General features: G+C 37.3%; 17 protein-coding genes, 1 pseudogene and 1 riboswitch. Of the genes and pseudogenes, 2 read left to right on the forward strand and 16 right to left on the reverse strand.

Annotated features, from left to right (window positions below):
* Nucleotides 1-2: 2 nt before the first annotated feature.
* From TR08_RS02405 to TR08_RS02435, 7 genes are all read right to left on the reverse strand, one after another.
* Nucleotides 3-1391, reverse strand: coding sequence for an amino acid permease (locus TR08_RS02405; protein ID WP_081954320.1), 1389 nt, complete (start codon nucleotides 1389-1391; stop codon nucleotides 3-5).
* A 213-nt stretch (nucleotides 1392-1604) separates the two neighbouring features.
* Nucleotides 1605-1973: a RidA family protein gene (locus TR08_RS02410; RefSeq protein WP_045515483.1), complete on the reverse strand. Its 369-nt coding sequence runs from the start codon at nucleotides 1971-1973 to the stop codon at nucleotides 1605-1607.
* A 177-nt stretch (nucleotides 1974-2150) separates the two neighbouring features.
* Nucleotides 2151-3587 (reverse strand): tryptophanase, encoded by a 1437-nt coding sequence (locus tag TR08_RS02415; protein WP_045515484.1) that lies wholly within the window; start codon nucleotides 3585-3587, stop codon nucleotides 2151-2153.
* 595 nt (nucleotides 3588-4182) lie between these two features.
* Nucleotides 4183-4467 carry a ferredoxin family protein gene (locus TR08_RS02420; RefSeq protein ID WP_045515485.1) on the reverse strand — a complete coding sequence of 95 codons (285 nt, stop codon included), beginning with the start codon at nucleotides 4465-4467 and terminating at the stop codon, nucleotides 4183-4185.
* Nucleotides 4467-5762, reverse strand: a complete 1296-nt coding sequence (locus tag TR08_RS02425) for an FAD-dependent oxidoreductase (RefSeq protein ID WP_045515486.1) — start codon at nucleotides 5760-5762, stop codon at nucleotides 4467-4469. The genes TR08_RS02420 and TR08_RS02425 overlap by 1 nt, the downstream gene beginning before the upstream one ends.
* Entirely contained in the window at nucleotides 5746-6786 is a 1041-nt protein-coding gene (locus tag TR08_RS02430) for an electron transfer flavoprotein subunit alpha/FixB family protein (RefSeq protein WP_045515487.1), read from the reverse strand. The genes TR08_RS02425 and TR08_RS02430 overlap by 17 nt, the downstream gene beginning before the upstream one ends.
* A 33-nt stretch (nucleotides 6787-6819) precedes the next feature.
* Nucleotides 6820-7647 carry an electron transfer flavoprotein subunit beta/FixA family protein gene (locus TR08_RS02435; RefSeq protein ID WP_045515488.1) on the reverse strand — a complete coding sequence of 276 codons (828 nt, stop codon included), beginning with the start codon at nucleotides 7645-7647 and terminating at the stop codon, nucleotides 6820-6822.
* A 343-nt stretch (nucleotides 7648-7990) separates the two neighbouring features.
* On the opposite strand from TR08_RS02435, the pseudogene TR08_RS02440 reads away from it, so the two are divergent.
* Nucleotides 7991-8718 (forward strand): annotated as a pseudogene (locus tag TR08_RS02440) (ZIP family metal transporter).
* A gap of 15 nt (nucleotides 8719-8733) precedes the next feature.
* On the opposite strand, the gene TR08_RS02445 reads toward TR08_RS02440, so the two are convergent.
* From TR08_RS02445 to TR08_RS02470, 6 genes are all read right to left on the reverse strand, one after another.
* A complete protein-coding gene (locus TR08_RS02445) occupies nucleotides 8734-8970 on the reverse strand; it encodes an aspartyl-phosphate phosphatase Spo0E family protein (protein ID WP_045515489.1) in 237 nt (78 codons plus the stop codon).
* A 252-nt stretch (nucleotides 8971-9222) separates the two neighbouring features.
* Nucleotides 9223-9756 (reverse strand): 1,2-dihydroxy-3-keto-5-methylthiopentene dioxygenase, encoded by a 534-nt coding sequence (locus tag TR08_RS02450; RefSeq protein WP_045515490.1) that lies wholly within the window; start codon nucleotides 9754-9756, stop codon nucleotides 9223-9225.
* Nucleotides 9757-9781: 25 nt separating this feature from the next.
* Complete coding sequence (locus TR08_RS02455; protein WP_045515491.1) at nucleotides 9782-10411, reverse strand: methylthioribulose 1-phosphate dehydratase; 630 nt, start codon at nucleotides 10409-10411, stop codon at nucleotides 9782-9784.
* A gap of 8 nt (nucleotides 10412-10419) precedes the next feature.
* Entirely contained in the window at nucleotides 10420-11079 is a 660-nt protein-coding gene (locus tag TR08_RS02460) for a 2-hydroxy-3-keto-5-methylthiopentenyl-1-phosphate phosphatase (protein ID WP_045515492.1), read from the reverse strand.
* A complete protein-coding gene (gene mtnW / locus TR08_RS02465; RefSeq protein WP_045515534.1) occupies nucleotides 11080-12282 on the reverse strand; it encodes a 2,3-diketo-5-methylthiopentyl-1-phosphate enolase in 1203 nt (400 codons plus the stop codon). It lies immediately after the preceding gene.
* A 72-nt stretch (nucleotides 12283-12354) separates the two neighbouring features.
* A riboswitch (SAM riboswitch) is annotated at nucleotides 12355-12463 on the reverse strand.
* Nucleotides 12464-12539: 76 nt separating this feature from the next.
* Nucleotides 12540-13718 (reverse strand): pyridoxal phosphate-dependent aminotransferase, encoded by a 1179-nt coding sequence (locus TR08_RS02470; RefSeq protein ID WP_045515493.1) that lies wholly within the window; start codon nucleotides 13716-13718, stop codon nucleotides 12540-12542.
* A gap of 116 nt (nucleotides 13719-13834) precedes the next feature.
* On the opposite strand from TR08_RS02470, the gene TR08_RS02475 reads away from it, so the two are divergent.
* Nucleotides 13835-14617: a carbon-nitrogen family hydrolase gene (locus TR08_RS02475; RefSeq protein WP_045515494.1), complete on the forward strand. Its 783-nt coding sequence runs from the start codon at nucleotides 13835-13837 to the stop codon at nucleotides 14615-14617.
* A 39-nt stretch (nucleotides 14618-14656) separates the two neighbouring features.
* On the opposite strand, the gene TR08_RS02480 is transcribed toward TR08_RS02475, so the two are convergent.
* From TR08_RS02480 to TR08_RS02490, 3 genes are all read right to left on the reverse strand, one after another.
* A complete protein-coding gene (locus TR08_RS02480; protein WP_238579057.1) occupies nucleotides 14657-15817 on the reverse strand; it encodes a PAS domain-containing sensor histidine kinase in 1161 nt (386 codons plus the stop codon).
* 183 nt (nucleotides 15818-16000) lie between these two features.
* Nucleotides 16001-18295 carry a thiamine pyrophosphate-dependent enzyme gene (locus TR08_RS02485; protein ID WP_045515495.1) on the reverse strand — a complete coding sequence of 765 codons (2295 nt, stop codon included), beginning with the start codon at nucleotides 18293-18295 and terminating at the stop codon, nucleotides 16001-16003.
* The gene (locus TR08_RS02490; RefSeq protein WP_045515496.1) at nucleotides 18295-19308 is read right to left on the reverse strand and encodes a 2-oxoacid:acceptor oxidoreductase family protein; all 1014 of its coding nucleotides are present in this window, start codon (nucleotides 19306-19308) and stop codon (nucleotides 18295-18297) included. The genes TR08_RS02485 and TR08_RS02490 overlap by 1 nt, the downstream gene beginning before the upstream one ends.
* Nucleotides 19309-19587: the final 279 nt, after the last annotated feature.

Raw genomic sequence — 19587 nt, forward strand, 5'->3', positions numbered from 1 at the left:
TATTAGTTAGCCTCCTTGAGATATTGGGTAGTGTCCTTTGCTTTGCCGCGTTTCTTCATTTTATAGGCTAAGAATAATATTCCTAACCAAACCGGCGCAAGGTAAAGTGATAATCGAAAATCTGGCAGAAATGCCATCAAGATGACAAGCATTACTAGGTAGCCCATTGTTACATAATTAGATATTGGATAAAAAGGCATTTTAAACTTTAATTTTGCAACTTCCAGAGGGCCAATAATTCTTCTAAATTTGTTATGAGTTATTAGAATCATAACCCAGTTGATGATAATAGCTAGAATCGCAATAGACATTACAATACCAAATACTTGTCCCGGTAGGAATGCGTTTAAAATAACAGAAACACCTACGATACCAGATGAAAATAATACGCAATAGGTTGGAACACCTGTTTTACCAATTTTTCTTAGGAACTTAGGTGCATTTCCTTGCTCTGCAAGACCAAATAGCATACGAGCATTACTATATAAGCAGCTGTTATAAGCAGAAAATGTTGCCGTTAGTACAATTAGATTGAGAATGGTTGCAGCAGCCGGAATACCTAACTGATCAAAAATGAGAACGAATGGGCTTCCAGATAACCCTACTTTATCCCAAGGGAATAAAGTTACTAAAACAAGCATTGATCCTACATAGAAAATGAGAATTCGATAAAGAACCTGGTTAATAGCTTTAGGAATCGTTTTATCTGGATTTTCTGCTTCACCAGCAGTAATACCAATTAGTTCAACGCCGCCAAACGCAAAGGTTACGACTACCAAGGATAGTATTAACCCAGAAAATCCTTTTGGTAAAAATCCACCATGTTTCCATAAATTTTCAAACCCAATAGCTTCTCCACCATTCCCGAAACCAAAGAAAATGATAGCTAGACCGAAGAGGATCATACAAATAACTGCTAAAACTTTAATAATAGCTCCCCAAAATTCAATTTCTCCAAATGCTTTTACTCCAATTAAGTTAATGCCAGTAATAATCAAGAACATCACGAATCCAGATACCCATTGCGGAATATCAGGGAACCAATAATTCACATAAATTCCAACTGCTGTTATTTCAGCCATCGAGACTGCCACATAACAGAACCAATAGTTCCAACCAGAAATAAAACCGGCCATTTCTCCCCAGTATTTGTATGCAAATGTACTAAACGCACCAGAAACAGGTGTATGTACAGTCATTTCACCCATACAGCGCATCACGAGGAATATAAAAAATCCACCAAGTGCATAGGATATCATTACTCCTGGTCCCACAAGCCCTATTGTTGCTGCGGATCCATAAAATAATCCTGTCCCGATCGCTCCTCCTAGAGCTATCATTTGGATATGCCTATTTTTAAGACCTCTTTTCAATTCTTGGTTTTCTTGCATACTTCTCACTCTCCAATTAGAATTGCATATTATTATATATATTTTTCAAAGCAAATTTGATCTGGAATATTAATGAGAACAAGATAGGACAAACTGAAAGAGTTTCCTAAAAATAGACATCCTTGTAAAGATGAATGACTGTGGGGAATGTTGGCTGCCATTTCATTTCGACCTCTTTCAACAGGAGACAAAATATTAAAAAAATTTACATTATTATTTAACAGCTATTGCCTCAATTTCGCACAAAACTCCCTGTGGAAGTTGTTTCACAGCCACACAGCTGCGTGCAGGTTTTGATACAAAGTACTTTGCATAAACCTCGTTAAATGCAGCAAAATCATTCATATCCGTTAAAAAGCAAGTAGTTTTATAAACGCTTTCAAAATTAAGTCCAGCTGCTTCTAAGATGGCACCAACATTACTACAAGACTGTTCTGCCTGCGCACTAATACCTTCTGGAATTTGTCCATTTTCAGGATTAATTGGTATTTGTCCAGATGTATATACAAATCCATTTACTTCAAAACCTTGTGAATATGGTCCAATTGCCCCTGGTGCTTTAATAGTTTCAAGTTTTTTCATATATTTTTCCTCCTATAATAAGTGGTTTGTGATAGCAGCCATTTTGAATTAGGAACAAAACAGTGAACTTTCAATTTAGAAACCCACTGTCTTGTCCTTTAAACAACTTACAAACTGGACTGACAATTTCAACAAAAACAAATTTTTTTCTGAAGCTTGAATACAAGATTCATTCAATTAAATAGAAACAAGCTCTATATCTTTTTCAGTATTTTCGGCACCAACTTCTACAATCGGCTCTAAGCTTGCTTGGAAGTGGCGAAGAATTGGCGGCTCCCAAGTGATTTTATAACCGCGTTTAATTTCATGTGCTCTATCTTTAATAGCAATCAATGCATCTACCACGACATCTAAATGGGCCTGTGTATAAACTCTTCTTGGAATAGCCAGACGTGTAAATTCAAAGTCAGCTTTCAATTGTTCTTGTGTGTCTGGGTCATTCCCGAGCATATAAGAACCAATATCACACGTACGAATTCCTGCTTCTTTGTACAGTTCAATTGCTAAAACTTGTCCTGGATATTCATTATATGGAATATGTGGGAACAAAGCTGCTGCATCAACAAACACTCCATGCCCACCTACTGGTGCTTGATACTGAATTCCTGCTTCATCTAAACGAGCTGCAATGTACTCACTTTGACCAATTCGATAGGCTAAATAAGATTCATCTATACCTTCATATAAACCAATAGCAAGTGCTTCTAAATCACGTCCTGCTAACCCGCCATAAGTATAGAAACCTTCATATGAAATACAATTAGCTTTTATTTTTAAGATTAATGGAGAATTGCCATCTTTAACCCCTATTAAGCCACCCATGTTTACAATCGTATCTTTCTTAGCAGACATAGTGAACATATCACCATAACTAAACATCTTTGCAATTATTTCTTTGATTGACATGTTTTTGCATTCTTCTTCTCTTTGTTTAATAAAGTAAGCGTTCTCGGCATAGCGTGCGGCATCAATATCTAGAGGAATATTGTACTTTTTACATACTTCAAAAACTTCCCTCATATTTTGCATTGAAACTGGTTGCCCACCGGCTGAATTGTTTGTAATTGTCATAACAACAAGCCCTATATTTTCTGGACCGTACTCATTGATAATTCTCTTCATTTTTTCAACATCCATATTTCCTTTAAAAGGACAACGAATAGATGGATCTTTTGCTTCCTCTACTACACAGTCAATTGCTCTTGCACCAGCAAGTTCAACATGTGCACGAGTAGTATCAAAGAACATATTGGAGATTGCATATTTTCCATCACTTAAAAATGTCGGAAATAATACTTTCTCAGCAGCACGACCTTGATGAACAGGCTGTATGTATTCATAGCCAAAGATATCTATACCAGCATTACGAAGTTTAAAGAAACTTGAAGCGCCTGCATATGCTTCATCTCCTCTCATAACTCCAGCCCATTGTTCAACACTCATTGCACCAGTTCCGCTATCAGTTAGAAGATCGATATATACGTCTTCTCCTCTTAAACCAAATAAATTGTATTTCGCTTCCTCAATTTTTTGTTCTCTTTCTTCTCTAGTTAAAATTTTAATCGGTTCAACTGATTTAATTCTAAATGGTTCTGCAACATATTTAATAGCCATAATCAATTTCCTCCCTAAAGGTATATGTTAGATTTATTAATTACTAGAATCCTATTGTACTGGGATCAATTCCTGAAACCCCTTATGACTCGCAGTAATAGAAATAAACACTGCTAAAGTATTTTCATCCAATTCACTTAAGTAAGGTTCTTCTCCTCCTTTATGGATCTTTAATATTGATGTAAAGCAAAATTTAAGTTGATATATAGATAATAATTTTTTATCAAATTGATAAATTATTATCCTGATAACAATTTATCATACATAGTAACCGCTTTCAATTGTTTTAAATGTTCAATTTTGACAAATTCGTTAACATTTTGAGCTCACAAAAATTGTTATTTAAATAAAAAATTTTATTACATGGGAGGATATAAAAATGGATGAAGAATTGTTACGTCATTATAAATCTCTAGTTGAATTTTTGGGGAAAGTTTTAGGTTCCGACTCTAAAAATAATGGCTATTAAATTCAGAGTAATATAATACAAGAACTCGCCAAAAATTGACGAGTTCTTGTATCTTATACAAACAAAAAGAGGATTTTTTGTGGTCACATGTGATCACATTTTGCTATTAAAGTGACCACAACTTCTTTATGCTAATCTAAAGACAATTCCATGTCCGCCTTTAGGATATTCCCATTTTATATTTTGGTACGGGCAGCCAATCCTGCAGCTGCCGCATTCGTGACAGCCCTCATAACCAACCTGCATCCGTAATCCTTCCCATTTGTACACTTCAGCTGGACAGAAAATGGTACAAATTTTATCAGGGCATTTTGTGGCACAAATATCATCGTCCATTACGGTTAAATGTGACTTTGTATCAGCTTTAAAACGAAGAAGATACTGTTTTTCTTCGATATTATTAGTTGACATTATTTCACCGCCTTCCAAGCACGATAAATATCTTGTATTACTTTAATCGTTCCTCTTTCAGCTGTTACACTCTTCATAATTTCTTTTTGTTTTTCCCGTTTTGGTGTTCCATCTACTGTGAAGAACTTGCTCATTGCTTTGTTCATCATTGGTACATATTCTTTAAAATATTGCGGGTGATTTTCAAATGTGTGTGTAGCATCTTTATATTTCTCTAAATCTTTGATTATGAAGCTATCATAAAGTTTCTGACGATAAAGATTTAAACTAGATTCCGAATAGTCTCCACGGTGCTTCGCCTCAATAACAGTTTCAGCAGCCAGTAAGCCTGAGTGCATTGCCATGTTCGAACCTTCACGATGAATAGCATTAACAAGCTGTGCAGCGTCTCCAACAACCACTACACCATTACCTGCTACTTTTGGTACGGAACGGTATCCTCCCTCTGGGATAAGGTGCGCTAGATACTCTGCGGATTCCCCGCCAGCAAGCATCGGTTTAACCATTGGGTGTGTTTTTAAATAGTCTAGGAGGTCATACGGCTTCATTTTGGACTTAATCATACTTGATAGTGTTGTACCTACCCCAATATTCAAACTATCCTTATTTGTGTATAAAAAAGCTGTTCCTAGGTTTCCTTTTGTTGAATCACCAAAAATTTCAATCGTACAACCTTGATTATCTTCAAGATTAAATCGATCATTAATTTTTTCCTTTGGCAGGTTGATAACTTCCATTACCGTTAAAGCAACTTCATCTGGACGGAATTCCTTATGGAATCCCAACTGTTTGGATAGAAGGGAGTTTACTCCATCTGCCAGTACAACAACATCTGCATATACTTCGCCATTTGGTCGGTCAGTCCGTATCCCAATAACCTTTCCGTTTTCAACAATACATTCTGTTACTACCGTTTCATTAATAAGCAGGGCACCCGCATCAACTGCTTTTTTGGCAAACCATTGGTCAAATTGAGCTCTTAGTACTGTAAAGTTATTATATGGTTCAACACCCCATTCAAGACCTTTGTAGCCAAATTGAACGACTGACTCCGTATCCATCATCCAAAAACGTTGTTCAATAACTGGTCTTTCAAGCGGTGCTTCTTTCCAGAATTCAGGAATTAACTCTTCCATTTGCTTCCGATATAACACGCCGCCCATTACGTTTTTACTTCCAGGATATTCTCCTCTTTCAATAAGCAAGACGTTTAAGCCGTTTTGGGCACATACAAGTGCACATGAAGTCCCTGCAGGACCAGCCCCAACGACGATGACATCAAATTTTTCCGGCATAGCTCATTTCACCGCCTTTTTCATTTCTCAGCTGCTTAAATTGCTCAATTAATTTAGGTAAAATTTCCATTGCATCTCCTACAATTCCATATGTTGCAACATCAAAAATTGGTGCATTGGGATCTTTATTAATGGCGATGATCAAATCTGAATTTTTCATTCCAACAACATGCTGAATGGCTCCAGACAATGCAATTGCGAAATAAATTTTTGGTGTTACTGTTTCCCCTGTTTGACCAATTTGAAGCTCGTGGGGAAGCCAGCCAGCTTCTACCACATCACGTGTACCTCCAACGGTGGCACCAATGGTGTCTGCTAGCTCATATAGGATTTGGAAGTTTTGCACATCCCCCATCCCTTTCCCGCCGCATACAATCACATGAGCGTCAGCCAAATTCGCCTTTTTTGTTACATCATTCACAATTTGAAGCACTTTTGTGCGCATATTTTCTTCCTTAAGATCTATGCTTTCTTCAATTATCTTACCAATCTTACTTGGATCTGGCTCAAGTGCCTTCATTACTTTTGGTCTAACAGTTGCCATTTGAGGCCGGTGCTTTTTACAAAGAATCGTTGCCATGATATTACCACCAAATGCTGGACGGCTCGCTTCAAGCAAGCGGCTATCTATATCGACGTCTAGCATAGTTGTGTCCGCCGTCAAACCGGTGACTAAATCGGTTGCAACAGCGCTTGCTAAATCTTTGCCATTTGGTGTTGCTCCGTAAAGTATAATTTCAGGTTTGTATTTCTCCACTAATAGCATTACACCCTGCATATATGATTCTGTCCGATATTGCTTTAACACTGGATGGTCTACCATATAAACTTCATCAGCACCGAAAGCAATCACTTTCTTTGCTAATGGTTTAACACCACTTCCTAGTAAAAAACCTGCTAGCGGAACTTGTAACTTGTCAGCAAGCTTTCGTCCAGCACCTAAGAGTTCTAAAGAAACTCCTTCGATTTTTCCGTCATTTTGCTCAATGAATATCCAGACACCACGGTATTCATCAAAATTCATGTAAACCCCTCCTCACATCAACAAGAGTAATCTTTATTGTTTAGATGACTGTAACGTTAATACTTCTTTTTTCTCCATCAAGATTTCCATGAGTTGATTCACTTGCTCGTCCGCAGAACCCTCGATTTTCTTTCCGCCTTCAGGTCGTGGAGGCGTAAACATTTTTCCAACTATTGTTGGTGATCCTTTTAGACCAAGCTGAGAACGGTCAACATTTTCAAAATCACTTACAGCCCAAATTACAGGTTCATATTTTGCAGCTTTAATCATATTCGGCATTGGTGAGTACTCAATTTGATTTATTTCCTTTTCAACGGTTAACAAACATGGTAATTCAGCTTGAATTAATTCATATCCATTAGATAATTTTCTTTTTATTAAAACCGTTTTTTCTGCTAAGTTAACCTCGGATACTTCTATAACATTCGTAACAGGCGGTATATCCATCCTTCTTGCAATACCGGGACCTACCTGACCAGTGTCGCCATCAATGGCATGCTTGCCGCAAATGATCATATCAACTGGAAGTTCCTTATTAATTTTTTCTAATGCTTTGGATAAGGCATAGCTCGTCGCAAGTGTATCTGCACCTGCAAAGGCACGGTCAGAAATCAAATATCCCCGATCTGCACCAATCTCAATACTTTTTTTAATGACAGCTGTAGCTTGCGGTGGTCCCATCGACAAAACCGAAATCGTACCGCCAGTCTTTTCACGAATGCCTACAGCTTCTTGTACAGCGTGAGCATCATAAGGATTTAAAATGGCTGGTGCGCTTCGTCGGTCGAGTGTGTTTGTTTTGGGATTGATTTTTATGATTTTTGTATCTGGTACTTGTTTTACACATACGACAATGTGCATGTAGTACTTTCCCTCCCCCATATTAGCTATGTTAGTTTTGAAAGCGTTTGCCTTCCTTGGTTATAAAAAATGCCATATTACGATATATGAATCGCAACACAAGCATAGTACCAAACATTGATAGATTTCTTTTTTTAGAAGTGATAAATTTAAGAATGAGGTAAATCTAGAAGTATAAGATCTTGTTGGAGTTCTTGATGTGAGTGAATTTATATTAAAATAGCACTAATATAACTATAAGAAATATTCAGATATAAACAATGATAAAAATCACAGTTTCTGTCTAAATATGTAGATAATTTATTTAGCACTATTCTTAATAGATGAAAGGTTTGAGGCTGGCATGATGGAAGTTTTTGTAGGAAGCATTCTTTCTGCTTTATCAACTGGTGCAGGTGTTCTAATCGTTCTTGTTATTAATCAATCACTTACCCGCCGGTGGATGACATACTATTAGCTTTTAGTGCTGGGATCATGATGGCTGCCTCGACAATCGGGCTTATACCGGAAGCTTTAAAACTGGGTGGTTTTGTTTCACTTTCAATCGGAGTATTCTTAGGGGTTTTAGCATTAACAACTCTCGAAAAAAAATACCACATATTGACCTTGAACATAATCAGTATGGAATTCAATTTGATGAAGAAGCATTGTTAATCATCGCAGCCATTACACTCCATAATATTCCAGAAGGTTTGTCGGTCGGTGTGAGCTATGCTTCGCAAACAGAGGATACAGGGAATTTAATCGCATTGGCGATTGGGTTTCAAAATGCTCCAGCAGGCCTTCTTGTTGCCCTTTTTTTAATCAATCAAAAAACAAGCAAATTCAAGGCCTTTTTACTGGCAACTCTAACGGGTGCAATTGAAATTGTCACATCATTTATTGGGTTTTATTTAACATCATTTGTTCAAGGGCTTGTCCCATATGGTCTTTCTTTTGCAGCTGGTGCAATGTTGTTTATTATCTATAAAGAGCTAATTCCAGAAAGCCATGGAGATGGCAATGAACGGGTTTCAACCTGCATTTATAACCGGTCTCTTAGTAATGGTTTTTTTAATTGATATTTTTTAAACACTCATGTAAATCTTATACAAAAACTTTCGGCCAAATCATAACCATTTGATTAAATGCAAATTTCACTTCTTCGGTTGGCCGCGAAAATTGCTGAGATGCTTTTTGATACTCATTTATTAAAACATCTAGCTCTTGGCTGTATTTTATCGTTTCTTCACTTGTGAACCCTTTTGTATTTGCACAATTTATCATCATTGCTCGTTTAACTTTTATTGCGTTAAGCATCTCAGAAGAGTTATAACTATCCATGTACACTTTCTCCACCTACTCCTTACTCTTTAACTTCAAACCGCTAAATACTTTGTTTACTTGATGAATTATGACAAGGTTTAAGTCAAAAGTAAATACTTTCGCAAAAGTAGACAAAACAAGCATTTTACTACATTTTTCGACATGTTTCTCCAGTCAATTCTAGCAATTACGACATTGTTTTCTTCATCGACACATCTATTTTTTATGAAAAATCAATAAAACTGGCAAAAATCTGCCAGTTTTCAACCATTATTGATTAACTTCTTCCTTCTCGTAAATTGGTACCCAGCCCTCTGTAGTTACGAAAATACGAACAGCGACTACTTTACGATCTTCTTCTAATGTAAAATAGTGTCTAGTGTTTTCAGGTACAGAAATTAAATCACCAGGATTCAGGTGAACCTCGAAAAATTCGCCATCCTTTCCTTGAATAACAAAGACACCGTGTCCGCTAACGATAAATCTAACTTCGTCATCAGTATGATGATGTTCGTTTTTAAAGTTTGTAAGCAAGACATCCAGATTTGGAGTATGATCTGATAATGAAATTACATCCTGAGTTTTGTATCCACGGCGTGCAGAAATATCTGAAATCTCGGCTGCAAACACATTTAGAATCTCATTTTTCTCTTCATCACTTAAAAGATACTTTTCAACTAGTGATTCAGGAAGTTTTGTTATGTCCCAATTTTCATAAATAACCTCTTCAGATGCTAGAAAGCTTGCTACTTCTTCTTGATTAAGAATTTGTTCTTCTCTACTTTGAAATGTAATATATGCCATAATAAATCTTCCTCTCCTAAAAAATTTAAACTACTTTAGTTAATTGTAATTGCTTGTGTTCTAATAGGCGTAATTGGTATTGGAATAAAAACTCAGAGGCTTCAAGGATTTTTTTTGCCTCGAAAGCATTTCTGCCCCAAACAGTTATTCCGTGATTACGAATTAATACAGCGCCAGAATCTTCTTTGATATGCTCTGAAAATGCCTGAGAAAGAGTTGGAATATGGGCATAGTTTTTGATGATTGGAATCGTCAACACTGCGTCCTCTTCCCACTTATTAAAAGCCTTAATCAGCTCTTGCCCCTTAAATGTTACCTCACCTTGGTTCCCATATACCTCTGAAATCACGTTATTATTAATTGTGTGAACATGGAGACTGCATCCCGCATTGGTTTTTCGATATATTTCGACATGAAGCAGCGTTTCTGCTGAAGGTTTCAAGTGGGTTTCTTCAACTGCATGACCAAATTCGTCTACTAGCAAAAAGTCCTCTTCAGTTCGTTTCCGTTTATCCTTCCCACTTGCAGTCACCAGAAATTGCAGAGGATCATCACTTACCTTAATAGCAAGGTTTCCGCTTGTGCCCATAAACCAATCCCGCTCAGCCAATTCATCTTTTATGTCTGCTAACTCCAGCCATTTTTCCTTTAACATGATGTCCTCTACACCTCAATCCGATTTTTAATTTCTTCTATACAGTCATAGAAGGTAGTAAATCCTTTATAATTTAATCCCCATTCAGAACATTTTTCCTCTAGGAGATCTCGAGCCAGCACAAAATCTGCCTGTTTAGCTGCCTCAAGATCTGTGACTGAGTCACCGATTACTATAGTAAAGCTTTTTTCAGCCTGGTTTAACTTCCGTATAATACTAGGTTTACAGCATCCACATTCATTTTGACAGAAAGAATCACATGTATATGGCCAAAGTATTTTTATGTTTTCCCCTGAAAAATCACTGTGGTTACAATAAATCCCTTCAAATGGACCGTATTTTTCAAGAATTGGATACACAAAGAAATCAATTCCACCGCTAACAATATAAAGAGGTATATCTTCTTTTCTTGCAAATTCAACAAATTCAGAAAATCCTTCGCGAATCTTAGCATTTTCTATAGCAAACTTTGTAATTTCATCTTTTTGGTTACTTGGTAATGCCGAGAATAATTTCCCTACACCCTCACTAATTGAAATCTTTTGCGATAATATTTGATCTTTAATTTCCTCCCAATTGGGAGGTGCAAATTTTTTCATGATTGCGATGATGTTATCACTTTCAGTAATCGTTCCATCAAAATCACAGTAGATGACATGCTTGTTCATTTATATTGACACCTCTGCATTTCCCCATAACTGCAATGCAGTTTTTAGCTCAGGATACCTTTCTGCACCCTCTGCTAATGTCTTTCCTTCAAGATTAACTTCAATCGCTTGTCTGAATGCAATTCCGCCGCCGCGAGCACCATTTGGATGACCATGTACACCGCCTCCAGCATTAATGACAGATTCTATCCCGAAATCCCGAATCAAAAATGGCACCAATCCAGGATGTATTCCTGCGGAAGGGACTGGAAACGAACGCTTTAAAGTGTCTGTTTTTAATAATTCCTCTGCGATTGAAATAGCAGAGGATTTCTCCAATGCCACTGTTCCATATGGTGATGGGAATAATGACAAATCTGCTCCAGCAAGTCTGAGCAGCTTACCTAATAACAAGGAATGAGAGAGACCATAATGGGAAGATGATGTTAAAGCTCCACTTACTGCCGGATGAGCCATTAATGGTAAGGAAATTTGATCGTCCTCACGTAACTCCTGTAGCACATCCAATCCATAGGCAAAAACGTTAAAAAGTAACAGGTCTGCACCAAGCTCCTTAGCTTTCCTTGCTTTGTCCTTCAACTGTGATGTTCTGCCTGTTAGGTTTACCGCATACAAAGTACGATGTCCTGTTTCCTCATATACTTCTTGTAAAATCTTTTTACCTTGAGTAATTCTTTTTTCAAAGGGAGTTAGCTCATTATCAAAAAGAATTTCGTCATCCTTTACAAAATCAACACCACCAAGAGCTTGTTGCTTTAACTGTTCTGTTAGGAATTTTAAATCCTTCCCAAGAACTCCCTTAAAGATGCTCATTAATAACGGACGGTTAAACACCCCAAGCTTTTCTCTTAATCCTTCAATACCAAATCTAGGACCAGGAAATTTATTTTTTAATTCATCCTCAAACTGTAAATCAAGTAATTTTATTTTTCCGTCTAATGAAAGTTTTCCAAAAACGGTCGTCAGGATTGCAGGAATGTCATTTGAAAAATTGATTGTTGGATAGGCAATATGGATGATTGGCTGATCCTCATGTAAACCTTCAGTCGAAACTACCCTGCCTTTGTGCTTACGTAATTGACTCTGTTCGAGTTCTGGTAAGTTCGTCCATGAACCGACAGTCAAACCTAAAGCAATTTCCTCAGCTTTTTTTTCAAGATTCTTTTCACCGTGGACTAGGTAAGTCGCTATTAATTCAGACAATTTTAATCTCCCTTTCTCGAAAAACATAAAAACCTCTTCAAAAAGAAGAGGTTAGCATCGCAAACTAACATCTTCTCATCTTTCAGCGATTTGCTGCAAGATTTAGCACCGTGCCTAACAATGTGTTAAGTCGGTTGCCGGGCTTCATTGGGCTTTTCCCTCCGCCTGCTCTTGATAAGAAAACGATCGTATTATTTACTTTTATCACGTTGATAAACTATATTTTGCATTATCCTAAAATTTAGATTTTTTGTCAATCATTTTTCGAAAATTTCTAACTTACTAATTCTTCTAACTGCTTCTCCTAAACGTTCCTCCGTTGTAAGCAAACCAACTCGTACATATCCTTCACCTAGTTCACCAAATGCAATCCCAGGTGCAACAGCAATATGCGCTTGTTCTAGAAGGATATCAGCAAATTCAGTAGAAGTAAGTCCTTCAGGTACCTTTAGCCAAGCAAAAAACGATCCCTTTGGTGCCGTCACATTCCAGCCCAGTGAACGAAGACCATCTATCAACACATTTCTTCTACGCTCATAAAGGTTATTTAATTCTCGAGCACAGTCCTGTGGACCTGTTAATGCTTCTGCTGCTGCTTCCTGAATGCCGCCAAATATGCTGCAATATAGATGGTCTTGTATAAGCTCAATAGCTGAAATAACACTTCTATTGCCTACTGCGAATCCGACACGCCAGCCGGCCATATTGTAGGTTTTTGAAAGGGTATATATTTCAATGCCAACTTCCTTCGCCCCCTCAATCTGTAGAAAGCTCAACGGCTTTTCTTCATCAAAACCTATTGCACCATAAGCAAAATCGTGAACAACACAAATATCATTTTGGCAGGCAAGTTGGACCGTTTTCTCAAAAAATTCCTTTGTTGCCACAGCCCCTGTTGGGTTGTTTGGATAATTAAGGAACATTAATTTTGCTTTATCAATAGCCTCAGAAGGTAAATCATTATAGTCTGGCAAAAAATTATTTGTTTCTCGGAGCGGCATCGTTACCATTTCCGCCTTTGCCAGCGCTACTCCAGATAAGTAATCTGGATATCCAGGATCTGGTACAAGCATTATATCACCTGGATTTAATAGGCATTGTGGAATTTCTACTAATCCAGCCTTACCACCAAATAATATCGCTACTTCATTATCAGGATCAATCGTTACATTATATTCTCTTTTATAAAAATCTGCTGCTGCCTGCTTTAAATATCGATGTCCCTGAAAAGGGGAATACTTATGGTTCGCAGGATTAGCCGCCGCTTCCTGCATTTTTTTTACGATATGCTGTGGGGTTGCCTGATCGGGATTCCCCTGCCCTAAATTAATTACATCATAGCCTTCTTCAATGTATCTCCCTACTTTTTTTACTAAAGAAGCAAAAAACTGTTTCGGGAGATTATTTAATATTTGGGATGTTGGAAATACTTTCATCATTTCACCTGCTTTAATTATTTCATTTTTGTTGTTAAATTCTAGTCACAAATGATATAACTTTTAAGACGGCTTGTAAAGAAAAAATTCTGAAATTTCAAATGAGGTGAAGTTTGGTGAAAGTTAAAATAACTTGTGTGCAAATGGATATTGCCTTTGGGGATCCTAATAAAAACTATGAAATTGCAGAGAAACGAATCGAAGAAGCAATGAGGGAAAATCCTGATATTATTGTTTTTCCAGAGTTATGGACAACAGGGTATGATTTGACACGTCTTGACACAATCGCTGACAAAAATGCTGGAACAACGATTGAATTTTTTAAAAACGCAGCTAAAAAATATCATGTTCACTTTGTCGGAGGTTCAGTCGCTAATCGTGGTGACAAGGGCGTAAAAAATACCCTCCTTATCATCAATAATGAAGGACAGCTTGTTCATTCATATAGTAAACTGCATCTTTTCAAATTGATGGATGAACATCTTTATCTCGATGCAGGAGAGGAGAAAGGGTTATTTGAATTGGTTAATCGAACTTTTGGCGGGGTAATCTGCTATGATATTCGTTTTCCAGAATGGATTCGTGCACATACAGCTAACGGAGCTGAAGCATTATTCGTTGTTGCAGAATGGCCAGCTACCCGTTTATCGCACTGGAGATCGCTGCTTATTGCAAGAGCAATAGAAAACCAATGTTTCGTCATTGCTTGCAACCGCTCAGGTCATGATCCAAATAATCAATTTGCCGGCCACTCCATGATTATTGACCCATGGGGGGAAGTCCTGGCTGAAGCTGGGGCTAATGAGGAATTATTGTCTGCAGAAATCGAGTTAGATCTCGTTAAGGATATCCGTAAGCAAATCCCAATTTTTGAAGATAGAAGACCAGATTTGTACTAACAAACAGAAAAACCACTTCCAATTATCGGTAGTGGTTTTCTAACTTTTAGCGATATGACTAAATGGTAAAGTAATCCGAAATCTAGTTCCTATTCCCTCTTCACTTTCTACCTTGATACTCCCTTTATGTTCCTCAATAATTCGATAACTGACCATCAATCCAAGCCCAGTACCCTTTTCTTTTGTGGTATAAAAGGGTTCTCCTAGTTTTTTTATTTTATCCTTAGGAATCCCGAATCCCTCATCTTTGATTGATATCTGTATATATTGTTCCTCAAGTGAATTTATCGCAATATTAATTTTTCCTCCGCTAGGCATGACTTCAATTGCGTTTTTAATAAGATTTATAAAGACCTTCTTTAATTGGTTCGGTTCACAATAAAGCAATGGCAATTTTGCTTCATAATAAGTATCGAATTGAACATTATATAGTACTGCTTGTGCACTTAATAAATCTACTGTTTCCCTCATAATTTGGCAAATGTCTTTCTCTTGAAATCTAATTTCCTGAGGTTTAGCAAGGATTAGAAACTCATTAATAATAGAGTCAATTCTCGCTAACTCAGAGGTAATCACATCATAATACATTGAGTGTTGAGCTTTAATACTTGACTCAAGTAATTGAATAAATCCTTTCAAAGCGGTCATTGGATTTCTTATTTCATGTGCAATTCCAGCAGCAAGCTCACCAATAATATTTAACCGATCTGACTTACGGAGCTGCTCCTGCATTTCTGCCTTTTCAGTTACATCAATAATAACCGTAAGATTTAGACCATCAGCAATTCCGCTCTTAGTGGAGTAATCAAAATGCTTCACTTTTCCGTCCATCATTTCTATTATCATGGATGAACATTTCTTGCCTATCTGCGTTACTTGCTGGATATGACTTATAATTTCCTGTTTTTTCTCTTCTACACTACTAAATAAATCGAGTAAGGACCGTCCTACCAGTCTATCTTTTGAAAGACCAAACACTCTCATTGCAGAACAATTGATATCGACAATTCGATACTTGTCATTCCATAAAATCAAGCCGTCCATGGAATCTTCAAATACTCTTTGGAATTTTTGTTCACTTTCCCGCAATTCCTTTTCCATCAAAGATGGGTTAGTAAATTCATGAGAGGTTCCGCCTTTTCCTTCGATTTTTTCATTGTCGCTTGCAATAAAAGGTAAATGTTTTGCTGTATTTTCCACTTACTCCACCTGCCTCACGAAGCCCAAAATATGGTAATCTAATTTATCTAATATTCTACATTATAATATAAAATCCTTTTTACTTGACAATAAAATAAAAATATTGTTTGTATTTCAGATTGGGAAAATTCAAATAAAAAAGGTAAAGCGCAATTTAATTTTCCGCTTTACCTTTTATTTCACTTAAAGGAATGGATTTTCGTGCTTTGCTTTAAGACGCAGCCATCTCTTTTCAACTTCTGCCTCAAATTCTTCTAAGATTGATTTGTTTTCTTCTTTTAGAAGATGTTTTGTTTTACCCATGTATTTTAGCCATTCAGAAATAGCCACACGTTTGTTTTTATCTTCTGGGTTATACGTAATGCTGGTAACACCTTGTTCTACCTCATATAACGGGAAGAAACAAGAATTTACAGCTCTATCCAATATAGTTGCCCCGTAGCGGTCTTCAGATTTCCAGTTTAACGGACATGTTATCAAAATTTTACCATAAACGGTTCCTACATTTTGTGCGTACCATTGGGCTTTTGCACCCTTTTTTATTAAGTCTTGCGGGAAGGCTTCAGCACCTGTAAATACATAAGGAATATTGGTTGCCGCCATAATTTGGGCCGTGTCTTTATGATGGAATCCTTTTCCCTTTTGCGCTTTTCCAACACCTGATGTGCTTGTCATATGCCCGATTGGTGTTGAATAAGACATTTGAGAGCCTGTATTCATGTACCCTTCATTATCATATTCAAGCATGATGAGCTTATGTCCACGAAGGGCTGTACCTATAGCAGAGCCCATACCAATGTCCATTCCTCCATCTCCGGTAATCATAACAAATGTTGCATCATCAGAAACTTCTATTTCACCACGTCGTTTTAATTCTAAAAATGCTTCAAGTGTTCCCGATAGGGTTGCAGCACCATTTTGGAATAGGTTATGGATCATCGTTTGTTTATGAGAGCTATGCGGATATGAAGTTGTTGTTACATATGCACATCCTGTTTGGAATAATGTGACAATATCACCTTCTATTCCCTTAAAGAACAGTTCCAATCCTGCAAAAATACCGCAGCCCGGACATGCACCATGACCTGAAGCAATTCGCTTCGGTTTGGTTGTTAGCGCACGAAGTGGCGGTATTTTTACCTTTAGTTTATTTGTTTCTTCATCCATTTTCACATCTATTAATCCAGATTTATACACATCACCGTGTTGTGGTGTAATGACAGGCTTAAGATATTTTTCAGGATTACCTGGTACATGACCATAATAATCAAATGGCTTTTCAGCAAATCCTTTTTCCAACGCTTCGATGGTCATAGTGAAGAAATTTTGAGCATCACTTGCGTAGAAATCCTTACCCCCAAGACCAAAAACACGGCTTAGGACGATAGTTTGATTATTTCTGTCTTCTTGAAGTGCTGATTTTACTTCATGGGTTAAATTCGGACCATTAGCACCATACGAGTCCGCCCGCTCACCCACCAATAATGCTTTCACATTTTTTAGCGCTTCACGGATTTCCTTTGCCGGGAATGGACGAATGATATTTGGGCTAATAACCCCAGCCTTAATTCCTTGAGCACGTAATTGGTCGACAACATCTTTGGATGATTCAGCTGCAGAGTTTAATAAGAATAAGGCAACTTCTGCATCTTCCATTTTGTATAAATCTAATACAGGATATTCACGACCAGAAATACGGGAATATTCTGATGCCACCTCTCTAAATACCTCACCGGCAGCATAAATAGCTTCAGATTGTTGGAAATGGTTATTGATTAAATCATCACCATTCATATGTGCACCAATCGTAACTGGTTTTTTCGGATCTCTAGCAAAATGATAATCTGTTGGACACTCACCAACAAATTGTTGAACAACTTTTCTATCTTTAAAGTATTCCACTCGACGTTTCTGATGGGAAGTAAAGAATCCATCATAGGCTACGATAACTGGCAAACGTACTTTCGAGTGTTCTGCAATTTTTAGTGCCATAATATTCATATCATAGACAGCCTGTGGAGTTCTAGCTGTTAAGATAACCCACCCTGTATTCAACGCAAAGTAAAGGTCAGAGTGATCTCCTCTAATATCAAGAGGTCCGCTGACTGCACGCGTTACAAGATTCATCACCATAGGAAAACGAGTTCCCGCTTGAACAGGAAGTTGTTCAATCATATATAGAAGACCATTCGCACTTGTTGCATTAAATACCCTGGCACCAGTGGCAGCTGCACCATAGCAAATACCTGCGGAACCATGCTCACCATCTGCTGGGATCAACTTAATATCATGTTCGCCTCGGGCCTTCATTTGGTCTAAAAATTGCGCTACTTCAGTAGAAGGCGTAATCGGAAAATACCCCATAATATGGTAATTAATTTGTGCCGCAGCCATTGCAGCCATTTCATTTCCTGATTCAAAGGTTGAAAGCTGTTCAGCTATCGTCTGTCTAGTGATTTTATCTTCTAACATTGCCATTACGAAATCCCCCCTGCTAGATACGGAAAGTTCTGTTTCTCGCGGTTAGCTTCTGCATATCCAATCATTTCACGAAGATCTCCTAGTGCGTCAGTTGGACAAGCTTCTACGCATTTTAAACAGCCCTTACAATATTGATAATCAATCCCTTTGAGGAACATTTGCTTTCTGCCCTTTTTATCCTCGCCAGCATCCCAAACGAAGCAATAATCCGGACAGACATTATCGCAAGCAGCACAGTGGATACATTTATCCTTTTGGAACTGTGGAAGAAACCCTTGTCTTGATCCACTTAAATCTTTTAAAATACTATTAGCCTGTGCGGTCATTACTCCGCCAATTTCTTGTGTCATATAGCCTAATTGTGGCTGTGGACGAGTAAAACTTTTTCCCTTTGCTTCCTCTGGGACTTCGTAAGTTTTAAATTGAACTTCATTATAACCACGATCGAACGTACGTATATTAGGTTCCACTAAATGTGGATATTTCTTTTCAAATGTCCTTCGAATGACGTTTCTCATAGAATTTGGATCTAAAAAGTCACAAATTCGGTACAAAGCACCCAGCATCGCTGTGTTTACTTTTGTTTTTTCCTCAACTGCAATCGTTAAAGCGTCAATTATCGCAAGAGTGCCATATTCCAACTTTAAGTCCCTTCTAACTTCATCAAACTCTCTTGCAGTGTTTACAAGAGCGATACCGTCAGCATTCAATCCGCTTACTACATCAACGGTTTTATAAAGTGCTTCATGAAAAACAGCAACAATATGCGGTTGTTCAATGGGGCTGTGATCTCTTATTTCAACATCTGGTTCACAGTAACGTATAAAGCTTTTAACAGGTGATCCTTTCTTTTCAGAGCCATATGACGAGAAGTTAGATCCATTCAGGCCAAGACCTAGTACCCCCGCTTCTGCTAGCATTTTTCCAGCTAAGTTTGCTCCAAGACCCCCGATTGATTCAAGGCGTATCTCGAAGAACCCAAGCTCATTTTTCTTCGGTAAAATAAACATAATGTCCCTCCCCTTCTTGTTTCAAAAAAGACAGAAAATACTTATAAAATAAATTCCCCTCATTCATTGTAGAACAAATCATTTTTTTACGATGTGACAAAAATCAAACATCCCCAAAAAATTTCTATAACACTTTTAAAAAACTTTCTTAAAACCTTAATTTATATGCGTTTAATTAGGTATTTTAATTATATAACAGGGTGACAACTGTATTATAACAGTTGTTTATTATTGTATCGATTATCGTTTTTTTCAAAATTAGGATATAATATACTATTG

It is taken from the genome of Neobacillus niacini, assembly GCF_000759675.1.
Classification (GTDB): domain Bacteria; phylum Bacillota; class Bacilli; order Bacillales; family Cytobacillaceae; genus Neobacillus; species Neobacillus niacini_A.

Coding starts and splice junctions, on each gene's coding strand:
- TR08_RS02405 (WP_081954320.1), bottom strand. CDS start 1,391: ATGCAAGAAAACCAAGAATTGAAAAGAGGTCTTAAAAATAGGCATATC.
- TR08_RS02410 (WP_045515483.1), bottom strand. CDS start 1,973: ATGAAAAAACTTGAAACTATTAAAGCACCAGGGGCAATTGGACCATAT.
- TR08_RS02415 (WP_045515484.1), bottom strand. CDS start 3,587: ATGGCTATTAAATATGTTGCAGAACCATTTAGAATTAAATCAGTTGAA.
- TR08_RS02420 (WP_045515485.1), bottom strand. CDS start 4,467: ATGTCAACTAATAATATCGAAGAAAAACAGTATCTTCTTCGTTTTAAA.
- TR08_RS02425 (WP_045515486.1), bottom strand. CDS start 5,762: ATGCCGGAAAAATTTGATGTCATCGTCGTTGGGGCTGGTCCTGCAGGG.
- TR08_RS02430 (WP_045515487.1), bottom strand. CDS start 6,786: ATGAATTTTGATGAATACCGTGGTGTCTGGATATTCATTGAGCAAAAT.
- TR08_RS02435 (WP_045515488.1), bottom strand. CDS start 7,647: ATGCACATTGTCGTATGTGTAAAACAAGTACCAGATACAAAAATCATA.
- TR08_RS02445 (WP_045515489.1), bottom strand. CDS start 8,970: ATGGATAGTTATAACTCTTCTGAGATGCTTAACGCAATAAAAGTTAAA.
- TR08_RS02450 (WP_045515490.1), bottom strand. CDS start 9,756: ATGGCATATATTACATTTCAAAGTAGAGAAGAACAAATTCTTAATCAA.
- TR08_RS02455 (WP_045515491.1), bottom strand. CDS start 10,411: ATGTTAAAGGAAAAATGGCTGGAGTTAGCAGACATAAAAGATGAATTG.
- TR08_RS02460 (WP_045515492.1), bottom strand. CDS start 11,079: ATGAACAAGCATGTCATCTACTGTGATTTTGATGGAACGATTACTGAA.
- TR08_RS02470 (WP_045515493.1), bottom strand. CDS start 13,718: ATGAAAGTATTTCCAACATCCCAAATATTAAATAATCTCCCGAAACAG.
- TR08_RS02485 (WP_045515495.1), bottom strand. CDS start 18,295: ATGGCAATGTTAGAAGATAAAATCACTAGACAGACGATAGCTGAACAG.
- TR08_RS02490 (WP_045515496.1), bottom strand. CDS start 19,308: ATGTTTATTTTACCGAAGAAAAATGAGCTTGGGTTCTTCGAGATACGC.